Source organism: Edwardsiella piscicida (genome assembly GCF_001896205.1).
In the GTDB taxonomy this organism is placed as follows: Bacteria; Pseudomonadota; Gammaproteobacteria; order Enterobacterales; family Enterobacteriaceae; genus Edwardsiella; species Edwardsiella piscicida.
Window position 1 is genome coordinate 1,434,842 of sequence record NZ_MPNU01000001.1, and the last position, 16,490, is coordinate 1,451,331.

Consider the following 16,490-nt stretch of genomic DNA (forward strand, 5'->3'; position numbering starts at 1 on the left):
CGGACAGTGTCGAGACGCGCCCTAGTTTACCCGCGCAGCGCAAAAGTAAAGGCGATAAATAGCGCGCCATTTACGCCTTATTCCCGCCATCGGCTTTACCGCACCGGTCCTATCCTATGCACTCCAAATTGTCATTGACACAGGGTGGGGGGAGCTTTTCCGCCATCCCAGCTAACCGATAGCGGAGACGGTATGCTCGATAAACTGGATGCCGCGTTTCGTTTCCAACAGGAGGCCCTGAACCTGCGTGCGCAGCGTCAGGAAATCCTTGCGGCGAACATCGCCAACGCGGATACCCCCGGCTACCAGGCCCGGGACATTGACTTTGCCTCGCAGCTGTCGCGGGTCCTTGAACAGGGGCGCCCTGACGGCAGCGGCATTGCGCTTTCACTCACCTCATCGCGCCATATTCCGGCGCAGACGCTGCAGCCGCCGTCGCTGGATCTGCTGTTCCGCGTACCGGATCAGCCGTCGCTGGATGGTAACACCGTCGATATGGATCGCGAACGTACGCAGTTTGCCGACAACAGCCTGCGTTATCAGACCGACCTCACCGTACTCAGCGGCCAGATCAAAAGCATGATGTCCGTGCTGCAACAGGGGTAATCCATGTCTCTTTTATCCATTTTTGATATTTCCGGTTCGGCGCTGACCGCGCAGTCCAAGCGTATGAACGTGGCGGCCAGTAACCTGGCCAACGCCGATAGCGTCACCGGTCCCGACGGCGAACCCTACCGCGCCAAGCAGGTGGTGTTTCAGGTTAAGCCGGGCGCCGGCGAAGAGATCGGCGGCGTACAGGTTTCTCAGGTGGTCGACGATCCGGCGCCGGATCGTCTGGTGTACCAGCCGGGCAACCCGCTGGCGGATGCCAAAGGCTATGTGCGCATGCCCAACGTGGATGTGGTGGGTGAGATGGTGAACTCGATCGCCGCATCACGTAGCTATCAGGCCAACGTTGAGGTGCTGAACACCACCAAGTCACTGATGATGAAAACCTTAACCCTTGGACAATAATCGCGGGAGGCGTGATGGCCATTTCGGTATCGCTTAACGATCCGGTAGATACCAGCTCACCGGTCAATGCCAGCAGTAAAAGCGGGCTGGTGGCGGATAACGGTCAGGACCTACAGAACAGCTTCCTGACTCTGCTGGTGGCGCAGCTGCGCAACCAGGATCCGACCAACCCGCTGCAGAACAACGAGCTGACCACTCAGCTGGCGCAGATCAGCACCGTCAGCGGTATTGAAAAACTGAATACCACCCTGGGCAGCATCTCCGGGCAGATCAACAGCAATCAGTCGATCCAGGCCTCTAGCCTGATCGGTCACGGCGTGATGATCCCGGGGAAAACCATCTTGACCGGCAAAGGGGAGGGCGATGAGAAAGTCAGCACCACCCCCTTTGGCTTTGAGCTGGAGAGCGGCGCCCAGAGCGTGGTGGTGACCATCAGCGACAATACCGGGAAAGTGGTCAAGCAGATTGATATGGGTAGCCATAACGCCGGGGTGTTTAGCTACACCTGGGACGGTAAGGGCGATGACGGCGTAGAGGTGCCCGACGGCGCGTATAACTTTAGCGTCAGCGCCACGAACCAGGGCCAGCAGGCGGTGGTACAGCCGCTGCATTTCGCCATGGTAAATGGGGTAACCCAAAGCAACAAAGGTGCGTTGCTGGAGCTGGGACTGGCCGGAACAGCCACACTGGCCGACGTACGCCAGATCTTATAATGGCGGCCGGGGTGCCGGCCTTTATCCGAACTCTAGATACAGGATTTTAAAATGGGATTTTCTCAGGCAATCAGCGGCATGAACGCCGCTTCCAGCCAGCTGGACGTCATCGGCAACAACATTGCCAACTCGCAGACCGTGGGCTTTAAATCAGGCTCCGTCACCTTTGCCGACATGTTTGCCGGCTCTAAGGTGGGTCTGGGGGTCACGGTCGCCAGCGTTAACCAAGACTTTAAAGACGGGACCACCACCACCACCAACCGTGGTCTGGACGTGGCCATCAGCGGTCAGGGCTTCTTCCGCATGCAGGATCCCAACGGCAGCGTCTATTACACCCGTAACGGGCAGTTCTCCAAGGATGCCAAAGGCTTCCTGACCAACGCCCAGGGCATGTACCTGACCGGCTATCCGGCCGCGGGGACGCCGCCGACCATTCAGCAGGGCGCCGATCCGGTACCGATCCAGATCCCGACCGGGCTGATGCCGGCCAAGGCCAGCACCCAGGGCACCATGGTGCTGAACCTGAACTCGGCGAATAAGGCCGTCGATAAGACCGTCGCCTTCGACCCTAGCAAGGTTGACAGCTATACCTACGCCACCTCGATGACCACCTACGATTCGCTGGGCAACGTCCACAATATGAATCTGTACTTTGTCAAAGGGGAGTCAACGACGACGGCGCCGATCAGCACCACCTGGAAGGTCTACTCCATCGACAGCGCCGATCCGGCTGGGAAGCCGCAGGACGCCGGGGATCTGACCTTTGACAGCAACGGTGAGCTGGCGAAGGGAACCGCGCCGCTGACCCTGAATATGGCCGCCAGCAACGGCGCCCCGGCGCAGACCTTCAAGCTGGACTTTACCGGTACTCGCCAGCAGAACACCGGCAAGGACGGCGTGACCTCTAAAACGCAGGATGGCTACAAGGCCGGCGAGCTGACCGGTTACCAGATCAACGACGATGGCACCATCACCGGCAGCTATACCAACCAGCAGAAACAGCTGCTGGGGCAGATTGTGATGGCCAACTTCGCCGCGCCGGAAGGGCTGGTCTCTGAAGGTAACAACGTGTGGAGCGAGAGCGCCAAGTCTGGCCAGCCGATCGTCGGCACCTCCGGCACCAGCGGCCTCGGCTCGCTGACCAGCGGGGCGGTAGAGGCCTCCAACGTCGACCTGAGCAAGCAGCTGGTCGATATGATCGTCGCCCAGCGTAACTACCAGTCCAACGCCCAGACCATCAAGACGCAGGATCAGATCCTGCAGACCCTGGTCAACCTGCGTTAATTTTGGATGACAGCCGCCCGCTTAGCGGGCGGCATAGCGAGGCGAGTTAAATGGATCATGCGATTTATACCGCGATGGGGGCTGCCAGTCAGACCCTGAACCAGCAGGCCATCGCGGCCAACAATATGGCCAACTCCACCACGCCGGGGTTTCGTGCCCAGCTGGCGGCGCTGCGCGCCGTGCCGGTCGACGGTGAGTCGGTGGAGACCCGTACGCTGGTAACCGCATCGACGCCGATGCACGACCTGAGCATGGGCAAGCTGGACTACACCGAGCGCCCGCTGGACGTGGCGCTGCAGCAGGATGGCTGGCTGGCGGTGCAGATGCCCGACGGTGCCGAGGCCTATACCCGTAACGGCAACCTGCAGATTAACCCGCAGGGGATGCTGACCTCGCAGGGGCACCTGGTGATGGGCGACAACGGCCCGATCGCCATTCCCGATCGCGCGCAGCTGACCATCGCCGCCGACGGTACCATCACCGCGCTGGGGGCGGGCGATCAGCCCAATGCCACCACCCAGATCGGCCGTCTGAAGCTGGTCAAGGCCAGCGCCCAAGAGGTGGTACACGGCGATGACGGGATGTTTCACCTGACGCCGGAGGCCGAGCAGAAGCGCGGTGCCCAGCTGCCGCTGGACCCGACGGTGAAGGTGATGCCGGGGGTGCTGGAGGGCAGCAACGTACAGCCGGTCGAGGCGATGGTGAACATGATCACCAACGCCCGCCGCTTTGAGATGCAGATGAAGGTCATCCGCAGCGTGGATGACAACGAACAGAAAGCTAATCAGCTGTTATCGCTGAGCTAACAGCGCAGGAGTAATCATGATCCGATCACTATACATCGCCAAAACCGGGCTGGAAGCCCAGCAGACCAACATGGACGTGATCGCCAACAACCTGGCCAACGTCAGCACCAATGGGTTTAAGCGTCAGCGTGCGGTGTTTGAGGACCTGCTGTACCAAACCCTGCGTCAGCCGGGCGCCCAGTCGTCAGAGCAGACCACCCTGCCGTCCGGCCTGCAGCTGGGGACCGGCGTTCGCCCGGTCGCCACCGAGCGCCTGCACAGCCAGGGCAACCTGTCGCAGACCAACAACAGCAAGGACGTGGCGATCAAAGGGCAGGGTTTCTTTCAGGTGACCCTGCCGGACGGCAGCCAGGCCTACACCCGCGACGGCTCGTTCCAGGTAGATCAGAACGGCCAGCTGGTGACCGCCAGCGGTTTTCAGGTCACGCCGGCCATCACTATTCCGGCCAACGCGACCAGTATGACCATCGGCCGTGACGGTATCGTCAGCGTCACCCTGCAGGGACAGGCGGCGGCGCAGCAGGTCGGCCAGCTGACCCTGAGCACCTTTATCAACGACGCCGGTCTGGAGAGCGTGGGGGAGAACCTGTACCAGGAGACCGAAAGCTCCGGTGCGCCGACGGAGAGCACCCCGGGCCTGAACGGCGCCGGTCTGCTGTACCAGGGGTATGTGGAGACCTCCAACGTGAACGTGGCCGAAGAGCTGGTCAACATGATCCAGACTCAGCGTGCCTATGAAATCAACAGCAAGGCGATCAGTACCTCTGATCAGATGCTGCAGCGTCTGACGCAGCTGTAATCAGGTGACCGGCCCGGACGCAGGTATGCGCCGGGTCTGTCGCACCGGTACCCGAGGGGTACCGTACATCGACGGTAATGGCAGAAAAGGCAGAAAAACGATGCAAAAACATTCGGGAGTGGCGCTGTTATGCGCGCTGGCGCTGTCGGGATGTGCCTACATTCCCCACGATCGGGTGGTGACCGGGCCGACGACTGCCACGCCGGCGCCGGCGACCCCGCCGCGCCCCAACGGCTCCATTTTCCAGGGCGTCCAGCCGATGAACTATGGCTATCAGCCGCTGTTTGAGGATCGCCGCCCGCGCAATATCGGCGATATCCTGACCATCGTGCTGCAGGAAAACGTCAGCGCCAGCAAGAGCTCGTCGGCCAACGCCAGCCGCAACGGGACGTCGAAGTTCGACTTCGCCACCGTGCCCCGCTATCTGGAGGGTCTGTTCGGCAACGCGCGGGCCAACATGGAGGCCAACGGTGATAACCAGTTCAACGGTAAAGGGGGCGCCAACGCCAACAACACCTTTAGCGGCACCATTACCGTCACCGTGGACGATGTGCTGTCCAACGGGAACCTGAAGGTGGTCGGTGAGAAACAGATCGCCATCAACCAGGGCACCGAATACATCCGCTTCTCTGGCGTCGTCAATCCGCGCACCATCAGCGGCAATAACTCCGTGCCCTCCACGCAGGTGGCGGACGCACGCATCGAATATGTGGGCAGCGGCTATATCAATGAAGCGCAGAATATGGGCTGGATGCAGCGCTTCTTCCTCAATCTCTCCCCCTATTGATAGGTATTTGGCTATGGGCAATTTTGGACTAGACACCCGCTGGCGTCGCGCCGGCGCCTGGCTGACCGGCGTACTGCTGGCGCTGGGGCTGCTGAGCCAGGGGGCGCAGGCCGAGCGTATCCGCGATCTCACCTCCATCCAGGGCGTACGTAACAACGCCCTGATCGGCTATGGCCTGGTGGTGGGACTGGACGGCACCGGCGATCAGACCATGCAGACGCCGTTTACCACGCAGAGTCTGAACAACATGCTGTCCCAGCTGGGGATCACCGTTCCCCCTGGAACCAACATGCAGCTGAAAAACGTGGCGGCGGTGATGGTGACGGCCAACCTGCCGCCGTTCTCCCGTCCGGGGCAGACCATCGACGTGGTGGTCTCCTCGATGGGTAACGCCAAGAGCCTGCGCGGCGGCACCCTGCTGATGACGCCGCTGAAAGGCGTAGACAATCAGGTCTACGCGCTGGCGCAGGGCAACGTACTGGTCGGCGGCGCGGGTGCGTCGGCGGGCGGCAGCAGCGTGCAGGTCAACCAGCTGTCCGGCGGCCGTATCAGCGGCGGCGCCACCATTGAGCGCGCGGTGCCGACCACCTTCGGCAACAGTAACGTGATTAACCTGGAGCTGAATAACGAGGACTTCACCCTGGCGCAGCACATCAGCGATGCCATCAACCGCGCCAACGGTCTGGGTGCCGCGACGCCGCTGGACGCCCGCACCGTGCAGGTGCTGGTGCCGCAGGGGGGCAGTAATCAGGTACGTGCGCTGGCCAATATTCAGAATATCGAGGTGAACGTCGGTACCTTCGACGCCAAGGTGATCATCAACTCGCGCACCGGGTCGGTGGTGATGAACCGCAACGTCGAACTGGATTCGTGCGCGGTGGCGCAGGGCAACCTGTCGGTGGTCGTCGATCGCCAGCTGAACGTCAGCCAGCCGAACACGCCGTTTGGCGGCGGGCAGACGGTGGTGACGCCGAATACCCAGATTTCGGTCAATCAGAGCGGCGGAGCCCTGCATCAGGTGCGGGCCGGTGCCAACCTGAACAGCGTAGTGCGCGCGCTGAACGCGCTGGGCGCGACGCCGAACGATCTGATGTCGATCCTGCAGGCGATGCAAAGCGCAGGCTGCCTGCGCGCCAAGCTGGAGATCATCTAATGGCCGACGATAGCCTGGCGTTTAGCAGCGCGGCCTATGACGCGCAGGCGCTCAACTCGCTGAAGTACAGCGCGGCCGGCGGCTCTGATAAGGCGCTGCGGGAAACCGCGCGCCAGATGGAGGGGATGTTCGTCCAGATGATGCTGAAAAGCATGCGTCAGGCGACGCCGCAGGAGGGGATCCTCGACAGCGAACAGAGCCGCCTGTACACCTCGCTCTACGATCAGCAGGTGGCGCAGGAGATGTCGGCCGGCAAGGGAATGGGGATCGCGGATATGCTGTATAAGCAGATGCGCGGCGCCCATCAGGCCGAGGCGCATATCCCCGATAGCGTCGGGGTGGCGCCGATGGCGCTGGATGGCGAAACCATTAATAGCATGCCCATTCATGCCCTGGAGCAGGTGATGCGCCGCGCGATGCCGCGCATCCCCCACGGCGGGGCGGCGCTGCCGCTGCCTAACAGCAACGGTGAGTTCGTCTCCCAGCTGAGCCTGCCGGCCCAGCTGGCCAGCCGCCAGAGCGGGATCCCCCATCAGCTGATTATGGCGCAGGCCGCGCTGGAGTCGGGCTGGGGGCAGCGGGAGATCCCGGGGGCCAACGGCGGGCGCAGCTATAACCTGTTCGGTATTAAGGCCGGGAAAAACTGGGACGGTCCGACCACCGAGGTCACCACCACCGAGTATGAGAACGGCGTGGCGGTGAAAACCCGCGCCCGTTTCCGGGTCTACGGCTCCTACTTCGAGGCGATCAATGACTATATCGGCATGCTGACCAACAATCCGCGCTACGCGGCGGTGGTCAACGCCGATACCCCGGAGCAGGCGGCGCATGCCCTGCAGCGCGCCGGCTACGCCACGGACCCGAACTACGCCAGCAAGCTGGTGCAGCTGATCGGTCAGATCAAGCAGGCCGGTCACCGGGTGGTGCAGGCCTATACCCACGATCTGGCGAATCTGTTTTAGTCCCCGCTGCGCAGCGACGGGCGGCGAAAAAGATTTAAGTTTTGAGCCGCCCGGCCGATAAACAGAGTAACAGTAAGAGCCCGTAGATTTCCCGGCAGCGGGCTTTTTTAGTGCAAAGGAAACCGCATGGCCAACTTAATCAATAACGCAATGAGCGGTCTGAGCGCCGCGCAGACGGCGCTTGCTGTCACCAGCAACAACATCAATAACGTGTATACCGCCGGTTATAACCGCCAAAGCGTCAGCTTTGCCGAAAATAACGGCACCAGCACGCCGGCCGGCTTTATCGGTAACGGGGTGGTGGTCAGCGGGATCAACCGCGAATACAACCAGTTCATCGTTAATCAGCTGCGCCAGGGACAGAGTGAGTTCGCGACGACGTCGACCTATCACAAGCAGATCTCCCAGATTGACGATCTGCTGGCCGACAGCACTAACAGCCTGTCCGCCAATATGCAGAACTTCTTTAAGAACCTGCAAAACCTGGTGAGCTATCCGAGCGACTCCGCCGCGCGTCAGACGGTGATTTCCAATGCCAATGGCCTGACGGCCCAGTTTAAAACCACCGATGCGTATCTGCGTAATTTGGAAAGCAGCACCAACGCGACGGTGAGCAATAACGCCGAACAGATTAACGACTATGCCAAGCAAATCGCCAATCTGAACAACCGTATCTCTGAGCTGACCGGCGCCAGCGGCGGCACCGCGCCCAACGATCTGCTGGATCTGCGCGATAGAATGGCCAGCGAGCTGAATCAGATCGTCAACGTCGATATCAGCATGCAGGACGGGGCGATGAATATTTCGTTTGCCGGCGGCCTGTCGCTGGTGCAGGGTGGCGATGCCTACAGCGTGAAGGCGGTGCCCTCCAGCAGCGATCCGTCGCGGACCACGCTGGCCTACGATCGCGGCAACGGCCTGAGCGAAGTGCCCGAAGCGCGCATCAGCGGCGGCAGCATGGCCGGTATCTTCCGCTTCCGCAATGAGGCGCTGGATAATACCCGTAACCAGCTGGGGCAGATTGCGCTGAGCATGGCCAACGCGTTTAACCAGGTTCAGTCTGAAGGGTTCGACCTTAACGGCGACAAGGGCGGCGATCTGTTTGGCTTTGGTCAGCCGGAGAGCCTGGCCAATACCAATAACGCCTCGAAAGCGTCGCTGTCGGCCAGCTATGACGATATCTCCAAGGTGCAGGCCACCGACTATCGCATCGATTTTAAAGACGGTAAGTGGAACGTCACCCGCCTGGCGGATGGCACCCAGCAGACGATAGCGCCAGAGGCCGACGGCGGCGATACGGTGCTGAAGTTCGACGGCCTGAAGGTGAAGATTAACGACACGCCGGCGGAGAACGACAGCTTTAAGCTGCGCACCACCTCCACCGTTATCAACGGTTTTGACGTCAAGATCAGCGATCCGGCGAAGATTGCCGCCGGGAGCACGAAAGACGAAGTTGGCGACAACACCAACGCGCAGAAGATGCTGGATCTGCAGAATAAGAAGATCGTCGGCGGCAAGGCTACCCTGAGCGGCGCCTATGCCGGACTGGTGGGCACTATCGGTAACCAGACCAACGGCGCCAAGGTGGACAGCACGGCCCAGGGCAACGTGGTGAAGCAGCTGACCAAAGAGCAGCAGTCCGTTTCCGGGGTCAACCTGGACGAAGAGTACGGCGATCTGGTGCGTTTTCAACAGTATTACATGGCGAATGCGCAGGTGATTCAGACTGCCACGTCGATGTTTAATGCTCTGCTTGACATTCGATAAGGGGATACACCGCCATGCGTTTAAGCACTAGCATGATATATCAGCAGAATATGAGCGGCGTTCTCGATGCGCAGTCGGAGTGGCAGCGCATCGGTGCGCAGCTGGACAGCGGTAAGAAAGTGATCAACCCCTCGGACGATCCGCTGGGCTCCTCCCAACTGGTGGGGTTGAACCAGGCTAAGTCGATGAACGAACAGTACGGCATGGCCCGTGGCTATGCGCGTCAGAGCACCTCTATGGAAGAGAGCGTGCTGCAGCAGGTGACCAACGTGCTGCAGAACGCCACGCCGGTGCTGGTCGACGGGATGTCCTCCGGGACCAAGAGCGACGACGATCGCGCGGCGATCGCCACCCAGCTGGAGAGTATGCGCGATCAGCTGCTTAACCTGGCCAACAGCACCGACGGCAACGGGCGCTACATCTTTGCTGGCTATAAGAGCGATGCAGCGCCGTTCACGAAGGGGGCGGCAAGCGAGGTCACCTATAGCGGCGGTGACAAGGCGCTGACCCAGCAGGTGGACGCGGCGCGCACCATGACCGTGAGCCATACGGGCAACCAGGTGTTCCAGCCTGGCAAGGGCGAGCAGGATATCTTTGCCTCGCTGCAGCAGGCGATTGATGCGCTGAAGACGCCGCTGGAGGGTAAAGATGACGCCGCGAAGAAAGCGGTGTCAGACGACCTCGATTCGGCCAACCGCGGGCTGCGTAATTCGCTGAATAACGTCTCACGAGTACGCGCCGAGCTGGGGACCCAGCTGAACGAGCTGGACTCGCTGGACGCCATCGGCGATGAGAATGCGATCACCTATAAGACGCGTATCAGCAGCGTGCAGGATGTGGACTGGACGCAGGCCATCTCCGACTACTCTTTCCGCCAGGTTTCGCTGCAGGCCTCCTATAAGGTCTTCTCGGATATGCAGGGCATGTCGCTGTTTCAGATGATGCGCTAAGCGTACCGCCTGACGTGTAGAAGGCGCGGCCTGGAGCCGCGCTTTTTTGTACCTGGAAACCCCATCCCTGCGAGACCGGGGGGCGGTAGCGCCTTCCGCCAGGCGTTAGCGATAACGTGTCGTGGTCAGCGCCGGCAGGCCACCGCGCTGGCGTTTTTCCCGTCGCATTTTCCCGCTTCGTTTGATGATAACCCGCACTATATTCGTGCGGCCTTCGTGGGCTGCCCCATAATCCTCGATAAACGCTGCCCTTACGATGAAGCCCGCTCGCCGGCCTTTGGCCTGACGCCCCCTTGATGGGGGGCGGGGGGATAGCACCGTTGCCCACGTTTGTGAACGGGGCGCGGCCGCGAGATAAAAAAACGGGCCACCCTCTGGGTAGCCCGCGGCACAGCCGTCGATGGGGATTATTTCAGTACGGCAACGATGGCTTCGCACAGCGGCGCCATATTGTCCGGCGTCATCCCCGCCACGTTGATGCGCCCGGAGCTGACGGCGTAGACGCCGAACTCGTCGCGCAGACGGCCTACCTGCTCTTTGGTCAGCCCGCTGAAGGAGAACATGCCGTTTTGATGGATGATAAAGCTAAAGTCCCGATCGGCGCCTTTCTCCTGCAGGGTATTCACGAACAGCTGACGCATCCGCTGGATACGCTGGCGCATATCGGTCAGCTCCTGCTCCCAAATGGCGCGCAGCGCGTCGTTGCCCAGAATGGTGGCGACGATAGCGCCGCCGTGGGCCGGCGGGTTGGAGTAGTTGGCGCGGATCACCGCCTTGATCTGGCTGAAGGCGTTGGCGGCGCTGTCGCTATCGGCGGCGATCAGGGTACAGGCGCCGACGCGCTCGTTGTACAGACCAAAGTTCTTGGAGTAGGAGCTGCAGACGATCAGCTCGTCGTGACGGGCCGCAAAGAGGCGTAGCCCCTGCGCGTCCTCTTCCAGTCCATGGGCAAAGCCCTGATAGGCGAAGTCGAACAGCGGTAGCCAGCCATTGCGACGCGACATCTCCGCCAGGGCCTCCCACTGCGCCGTGGTCGGGTCAATCCCCGTCGGGTTATGGCAACAGCCGTGGAACAGCACCACGTCGCCAGGCTGTGCCTGAGAGAGGCTCTCCTGCAGGGCGGCAAAGTCCAGGCAGTGGTTATCGGCGTCATAGTAGGCGTATTCGCACACCTCCAGTCCGGCAGCGCTGAAGACGCTGCGGTGGTTCGGCCAGCTGGGGTTGCTCACCCAGATACGTTTGGCACAGGTTTTACTGGCCAGGAAGTCGGCGGCGACGCGCAGCGCCCCGGTGCCGCCGGGCGTCTGCGCCGCGAGCGCTCGCCCGGCGCCGATAATCGGGCTGTCGCTGCCCAGCAGCAGCTCCAGGGTTCGCTGGCCGAAGGCGGCGATCCCGTCGATGCTCAGGTAGTTCTTGCTGGTCTCATGCTCCAGCAGGTACTGCTCGGCCTTTTTAACGCTGGTCAGCACCGGCGTATTACCGCTTTCGTCTTTATAGACGCCGATGCCCAGGTTGATTTTATGCGGGCGCGCATCGGCGCGAAACAGGTCGGCCAGCCCCAGGATTGGATCGGCGGGTGCAGCAGGGATGTTTTCAAACATGCGAGAGCTTCCATGTGTCCAGTTAAGCCAGTGGAGAGACAGATTACCGCTATGGAAAACCCTTGCCAACCGTTTGGCTGAAAAAGACGATAAAGTGGTGCGCAGGGCGGGGAATACGGAATTAATGCTGTAAAAACAAACGCAAGCAGCATGGCGTTGAGCGTCGGCGTCGCGCAAAAAAACAAAAAAAAGCAGGGCCTAAGCCCTGCCTGATCGGATATCCATGGCGACCGGTGGCCGCGCGGGATTAGAACTGGTAAACCAGACCTACGCCAACCACGTTATCAGTGGTGATGCCGTTGGTTTTGTAGAAGTCGTCGTTACCGTCCAGCAGGTTGATTTTGTAATCAACGTAGGTGGACATGTTTTTGTTGAAGTAGTAGGTCGCGCCCAGGTCAACATATTTAACCAGATCTTTGTCCTGGTTAGCGTCTACACCCAGCTGCTTGCCTTTAGACTGCAGGTAGGCGATAGACGGACGCAGACCGAAGTCGAACTGGTACTGAGCCACGGCTTCGAAGTTCTGGGTCTTGTTGGCGATACCGTCGTCACCGTACGGGGTCATGTTCAGGGTTTCGGCGTACATGGCGGCAACGTAGACGTTGTTGGCGTCGTACTTCAGACCGGTGGTCCATACCTGAGCCTTGTCACCGCTGGCAATCAGGCCACCGGCATTTTTCTGAGACAGGGTACGGTTAGAGGTAGAGTAAGCCGCCGCAGCGCTCACGCCCCAGCCCAGATCGTAGGAGGCAGACATACCGAAGCCGTCGCCGTTCTGCTCGGACAGGGCGTCACGACCGTTGTTGCTTTCGCCTTTGGCGCCGTTTTTACCCTGATACTGCAGAGCCATGTTCAGGCCGTCAACCAGACCGAAGAAGCCGTTGTTGCGGTAGGTTGCAACGCCGTTGGTACGGCCGGTCATGAAGTTGTCGGTGTAGGTGTAGGAGTCACCGCCGAAGACCGGCAGCACGTCGGTCCAGGCTTCTACGTCGTATACGACGCCGTAGTTACGGCCGTAGTCCAGAGAGCCGTAGTCGGCGAATTTCAGACCGGCAAAGCCCAGACGGGTTTTGAAGTTACCGGAATCGCTTTCCGGTTTTTTGGCTTTCGCTTCAGCTTCCCACTGGCCGTAACCGGTCAGTTCGCTGTTGATCTGGGTTTCGCCTTTGAAGCCAAAGCGGGCATAGGTGTGATCGCCGTCGTCAGACTTGTCGCTGGTGAACTTATGACGGGCGTCAACTTTACCATACAGGCTCAGCTTGTTGCCGTCTTTGTTGTACAGCTCGGCCGCGTTGGCCGCGCCGGCAACCAGCAGAGCCGGGATTACCACTGCAAGAATATTGCGTTTCATCATTGTTACCCTCATTGGTTTTATTTTTTTGACACCTGCCACTGCCTAATTTGATCCCATCGGGAACTTTTTTAACCCCCTACGGAACTAAGCTAGAGAGTATGGTGTCTTCCTGTGTCTGGTTGGCAGTGTTCCATTCGTACCGCGGATAATCCACCGGCAAAATGATACAAATATCTTATAGCGGTAACAGAATGAAATAATGTGTTTCCAATTGTAAGAATTGGGGGACTTTGTGACACAGGTCTAAGTTTAAAAAACAGGGGGTCAGCTGTGCTGACCCCCTGTTTTGTTGCTAATTTGTACTTTTTACGCTACGGACTTGATTAGAATGTTGCGTTGCGCGGGGTGCGCGGGAACGGAATAACGTCGCGCACATTCTGAACGCCGGTAACATAGGCCACCAGGCGTTCGAAGCCGAGACCGAAGCCGGCGTGCGGCACGGTGCCGTAGCGGCGCAGATCGCGATACCACCAGTAGTCCTCTTTCTTCAGGCCCATCTCATCCAGACGCTTATCCAGCATGTCGAGACGCTCTTCACGCTGCGAACCGCCGATGATTTCACCGATCCCCGGCGCCAGCACGTCCATGGCGGCGACGGTCTTGCCGTCTTCGTTGAGGCGCATATAGAACGCCTTAATGTCTTTCGGGTAGTTCTTCACCACCACCGGTGCTTTAAAGTGCTGCTCGGCCAGATAGCGCTCGTGCTCAGAGGAGAGATCGACGCCCCAGAATACCGGGTTCTCAAACTGCTTGCCGCAGGTCTCCAGGATGGTGATGGCATCGGTGTAGTCCACCTGGGCGAAATCGGAGGAGACAAAGCGCTGCAGGCGATCGATGGCGTCTTTATCCACGCGCTGGGCAAAGAAGGCCATATCGTCAGCGCGCTCTTCCAGCACCGCGTTAAAGACATATTTCAGCATGCCCTCGGCGACGCCGGCGATGTCGTTCAGGTCGGCAAAGGCGACCTCCGGCTCAACCATCCAGAACTCGGCCAGATGGCGGCTGGTGTTGGAGTTTTCGGCGCGGAAGGTCGGACCAAAGGTGTACACCTTGGACAGCGCACAGGCATAGGTTTCACCGTTCAACTGACCGGACACCGTCAGGAACGCTTCGCGGCCGAAGAAGTCTTCGCTGTAGTCCACCTTGCCCGCGTCGGTGCGCGGCAGGTTTTCCATGTCCAGCGTGGAGACGCGGAACATTTCACCAGCGCCTTCGGTATCCGACGCGGTGATCAGCGGCGTCGAGACCCAGAAGTAGCCATTTTCGTTGAAATAGCGGTGAATAGCCTGTGCCAGGGTGTGACGCACGCGGGCGACGGCGCCGATCAGGTTGGTGCGCGGACGCAGGTGGGCGACCTCGCGCAGGTATTCGATGCTGTGGCGCTTGGCGGCCATCGGATAGGTATCCGGATCGTCGACCCAGCCGACCACCTTAATGGCGGTGGCCTGCAGCTCGAAGCTCTGGCCTTCGCCCGGCGACGCAACGACCCGGCCGCTGACTTCCACGGAGCAGCCGGTGGTCAGGCGCAGCACTTCATCTTCATAATTCGGCAGAGAATTATTCACGACGGCCTGTAACGGATTAAAGCAGGAGCCGTCATAAACGGCGAGGAAGGAGATACCGGCTTTAGAATCTCTCCGGGTACGTACCCAGCCACGAACGGTGACCTCAGTGTCTACCGCCACGCGGCCTTGCAGTACGTCGACTACAGGCACTACGCTCATAGATTTCTCTCTTTTATATTAATCTTGATTGACAAATAACCTTACCCCCTCACGGGTGGAGGGCATGATGCTATGTTACTTGTCATGCAAACAGACACAAGCGGAATTAAGCGCCCGCGGGGCAACTTTTTCGTGGATTTGGCGTCCTTGCGCCGGGAACGGCGTTATGGCAGGGGCGAGAGGCCGGGCGCGCAGCGCCAGCGGCGCTGCGCCGGGGGAGGGACTCAGCTGGCGCGTTTGACCAGCGGCAGATCGAACGCCTTACGCAGCGCCTTAACGAAGGCGGCATCCTGACAGATGGTTTTTCCCGGGCTGTCGGAAAGCTTGGCCACCGGTTTACCGTTACACTCCACCAGTTTGATGACGATGTTCAGCGGACGTACGCCGGGCAGATCGCAGGTTAAGCGGGTGCCGATGCCGAAGCTGAGATTGATGCGGTGATGGAAGTGGCGGTACAGCGCCAGCGCTTTGGGGAGATCCAGATTATCGGAGAAGACCAGCACTTTATCCTGCGGGTCGAGCCCCAGCTGCTCATAGTGGGCGATGGCTTTTTCGCCCCAGGCGATGGGATCGCCGGAGTCGTGGCGCAGCCCCTGATAGTGACCGGCGAACTGGCTGCCAAAGTCGCGTAAAAACGCATCCATGGTGATGCAGTCGGTCAGGGCGATCCCCAGCTGATCGGGGTACTCATCCAGCCAGGACTGCAGCGCCGCCCGCTGGCTGTTGGCTAGCACCGGACAGATCTGCTGGTGGGCCTGGAACCATTCATGGGCCTGGGTGCCCAGCGGCGTCAGCCCCATCTGTTTGGCAAACAGATAGTTGCTGGTGCCGCTCAGGTAGGGGAACTCACTCTTCAGGGTCGTCAGGATGGCCTGGTGCACCGCCCGCGAGAAGCGGCGGCGGGTGCCGAAGTCCATCAGGCGGAACCCGCGCAGATCGACGTCCGCGCTCAGATGGCGGAACTCACTCAGGCGTCGCTGCAGCTGCGCCACGGCGATCTCCGGGGTGATATGGGGCGAGCGGTGACGGTGCACCACCTCGCTGATCACCGCCAGCAGAGGAACCTCCCACAGGATCACCTCACGCCACGGACCGCTGATGCGAATGTTCAGGCGTCCGCGATCGTTGCTGATGGCCACCCGGCGCGGATCGAGGCGCAGGGTACGCAGCCAGTCAAGATAGTCGCGCTGGAAGAAGGGAAGGGCGGCCAGATAGTCATACTCATCCTGCGTCAGGGCCAACTGCCCCATCAGATTGACCTGGCTGGCTATCTCGTCGGCGTATTCCCCCAGCAGCTCATCGCCACGGCAGCGAAACTCCGCCGCAACGCTGACATTGCGGTAACGATGGTACACCGCCTGTTGCATATGCAGTTTGTAGGCGTCGGTGTCCAGCAGCGAAGTGATAATCGGGGAGACATCTTGAGTCATGGCGCGTTACTGCATCCTCGTCAGGGATTATTGACAAAAGTCGAAGGAGTATACCTAGTTTATACGCAGAATGAACCGATAATCTGCGCAAATGGCGCCTGACAGGTTGCGGATTGGGCGCCCCTGTTCGCGCGGCGCGGCCGGAT

The 16,490-nt window shown here is 60.3% G+C and carries 15 protein-coding genes; 11 read left to right on the forward strand and 4 right to left on the reverse strand.

Features of this window, described 5'->3' with window-relative positions:
* The first annotated feature begins 192 nt into the window (after window positions 1–192).
* The 11 genes from flgB to flgL all read left to right on the forward strand — a co-directional run bounded on the left by flgB (window position 193) and on the right by flgL (window position 10,235).
* Window positions 193–606, forward strand: coding sequence for a flagellar basal body rod protein FlgB (gene flgB, locus BRD58_RS06515; protein ID WP_012848084.1), 414 nt, complete (start codon window positions 193–195; stop codon window positions 604–606).
* A 3-nt stretch (window positions 607–609) separates the two neighbouring features.
* Window positions 610–1,014: a flagellar basal body rod protein FlgC gene (gene flgC / locus BRD58_RS06520; protein ID WP_012848085.1), complete on the forward strand. Its 405-nt coding sequence runs from the start codon at window positions 610–612 to the stop codon at window positions 1,012–1,014.
* 14 nt (window positions 1,015–1,028) lie between these two features.
* On the forward strand, window positions 1,029–1,727 hold the full coding sequence (flgD, locus tag BRD58_RS06525) for a flagellar hook assembly protein FlgD (RefSeq protein ID WP_012848086.1): 699 nt from the start codon (window positions 1,029–1,031) through the stop codon (window positions 1,725–1,727).
* 51 nt (window positions 1,728–1,778) lie between these two features.
* Window positions 1,779–3,011 carry a flagellar hook protein FlgE gene (gene flgE / locus BRD58_RS06530; RefSeq protein WP_073382004.1) on the forward strand — a complete coding sequence of 411 codons (1,233 nt, stop codon included), beginning with the start codon at window positions 1,779–1,781 and terminating at the stop codon, window positions 3,009–3,011.
* A gap of 50 nt (window positions 3,012–3,061) precedes the next feature.
* Entirely contained in the window at window positions 3,062–3,817 is a 756-nt protein-coding gene (locus BRD58_RS06535) for a flagellar basal body rod protein FlgF (RefSeq protein WP_012848088.1), read from the forward strand.
* A 16-nt stretch (window positions 3,818–3,833) separates the two neighbouring features.
* Window positions 3,834–4,616, forward strand: coding sequence for a flagellar basal-body rod protein FlgG (gene flgG / locus BRD58_RS06540; protein ID WP_012848089.1), 783 nt, complete (start codon window positions 3,834–3,836; stop codon window positions 4,614–4,616).
* Between the two features lie 100 nt (window positions 4,617–4,716).
* Window positions 4,717–5,403, forward strand: a complete 687-nt coding sequence (flgH, locus tag BRD58_RS06545) for a flagellar basal body L-ring protein FlgH (protein ID WP_012848090.1) — start codon at window positions 4,717–4,719, stop codon at window positions 5,401–5,403.
* Window positions 5,404–5,416: 13 nt separating this feature from the next.
* The gene (locus BRD58_RS06550) at window positions 5,417–6,556 is read left to right on the forward strand and encodes a flagellar basal body P-ring protein FlgI (protein ID WP_073382007.1); all 1,140 of its coding nucleotides are present in this window, start codon (window positions 5,417–5,419) and stop codon (window positions 6,554–6,556) included.
* Window positions 6,556–7,518, forward strand: coding sequence for a flagellar assembly peptidoglycan hydrolase FlgJ (gene flgJ / locus BRD58_RS06555; protein ID WP_015461245.1), 963 nt, complete (start codon window positions 6,556–6,558; stop codon window positions 7,516–7,518). The genes BRD58_RS06550 and flgJ overlap by 1 nt, the downstream gene beginning before the upstream one ends.
* Before the next feature lie 126 nt (window positions 7,519–7,644).
* Window positions 7,645–9,285 carry a flagellar hook-associated protein FlgK gene (gene flgK / locus BRD58_RS06560; RefSeq protein WP_015461246.1) on the forward strand — a complete coding sequence of 547 codons (1,641 nt, stop codon included), beginning with the start codon at window positions 7,645–7,647 and terminating at the stop codon, window positions 9,283–9,285.
* Window positions 9,286–9,299: 14 nt separating this feature from the next.
* Window positions 9,300–10,235 (forward strand): flagellar hook-associated protein FlgL, encoded by a 936-nt coding sequence (flgL, locus tag BRD58_RS06565; protein WP_015461247.1) that lies wholly within the window; start codon window positions 9,300–9,302, stop codon window positions 10,233–10,235.
* Window positions 10,236–10,642: 407 nt separating this feature from the next.
* Here flgL and BRD58_RS06570 read toward each other — a convergent pair whose 3' ends face one another.
* The 4 genes from BRD58_RS06570 to pncB all read right to left on the reverse strand — a co-directional run bounded on the left by BRD58_RS06570 (window position 10,643) and on the right by pncB (window position 16,344).
* Window positions 10,643–11,836: an amino acid aminotransferase gene (locus BRD58_RS06570; protein ID WP_069578415.1), complete on the reverse strand. Its 1,194-nt coding sequence runs from the start codon at window positions 11,834–11,836 to the stop codon at window positions 10,643–10,645.
* 247 nt (window positions 11,837–12,083) lie between these two features.
* A complete protein-coding gene (gene ompC, locus BRD58_RS06575; RefSeq protein ID WP_078057718.1) occupies window positions 12,084–13,190 on the reverse strand; it encodes a porin OmpC in 1,107 nt (368 codons plus the stop codon).
* 323 nt (window positions 13,191–13,513) lie between these two features.
* Complete coding sequence (gene asnS / locus BRD58_RS06580) at window positions 13,514–14,914, reverse strand: asparagine--tRNA ligase (protein WP_012848099.1); 1,401 nt, start codon at window positions 14,912–14,914, stop codon at window positions 13,514–13,516.
* Between the two features lie 224 nt (window positions 14,915–15,138).
* Window positions 15,139–16,344 carry a nicotinate phosphoribosyltransferase gene (gene pncB / locus BRD58_RS06585; protein WP_015461250.1) on the reverse strand — a complete coding sequence of 402 codons (1,206 nt, stop codon included), beginning with the start codon at window positions 16,342–16,344 and terminating at the stop codon, window positions 15,139–15,141.
* Between the last annotated feature and the right edge of the window lie 146 nt (window positions 16,345–16,490).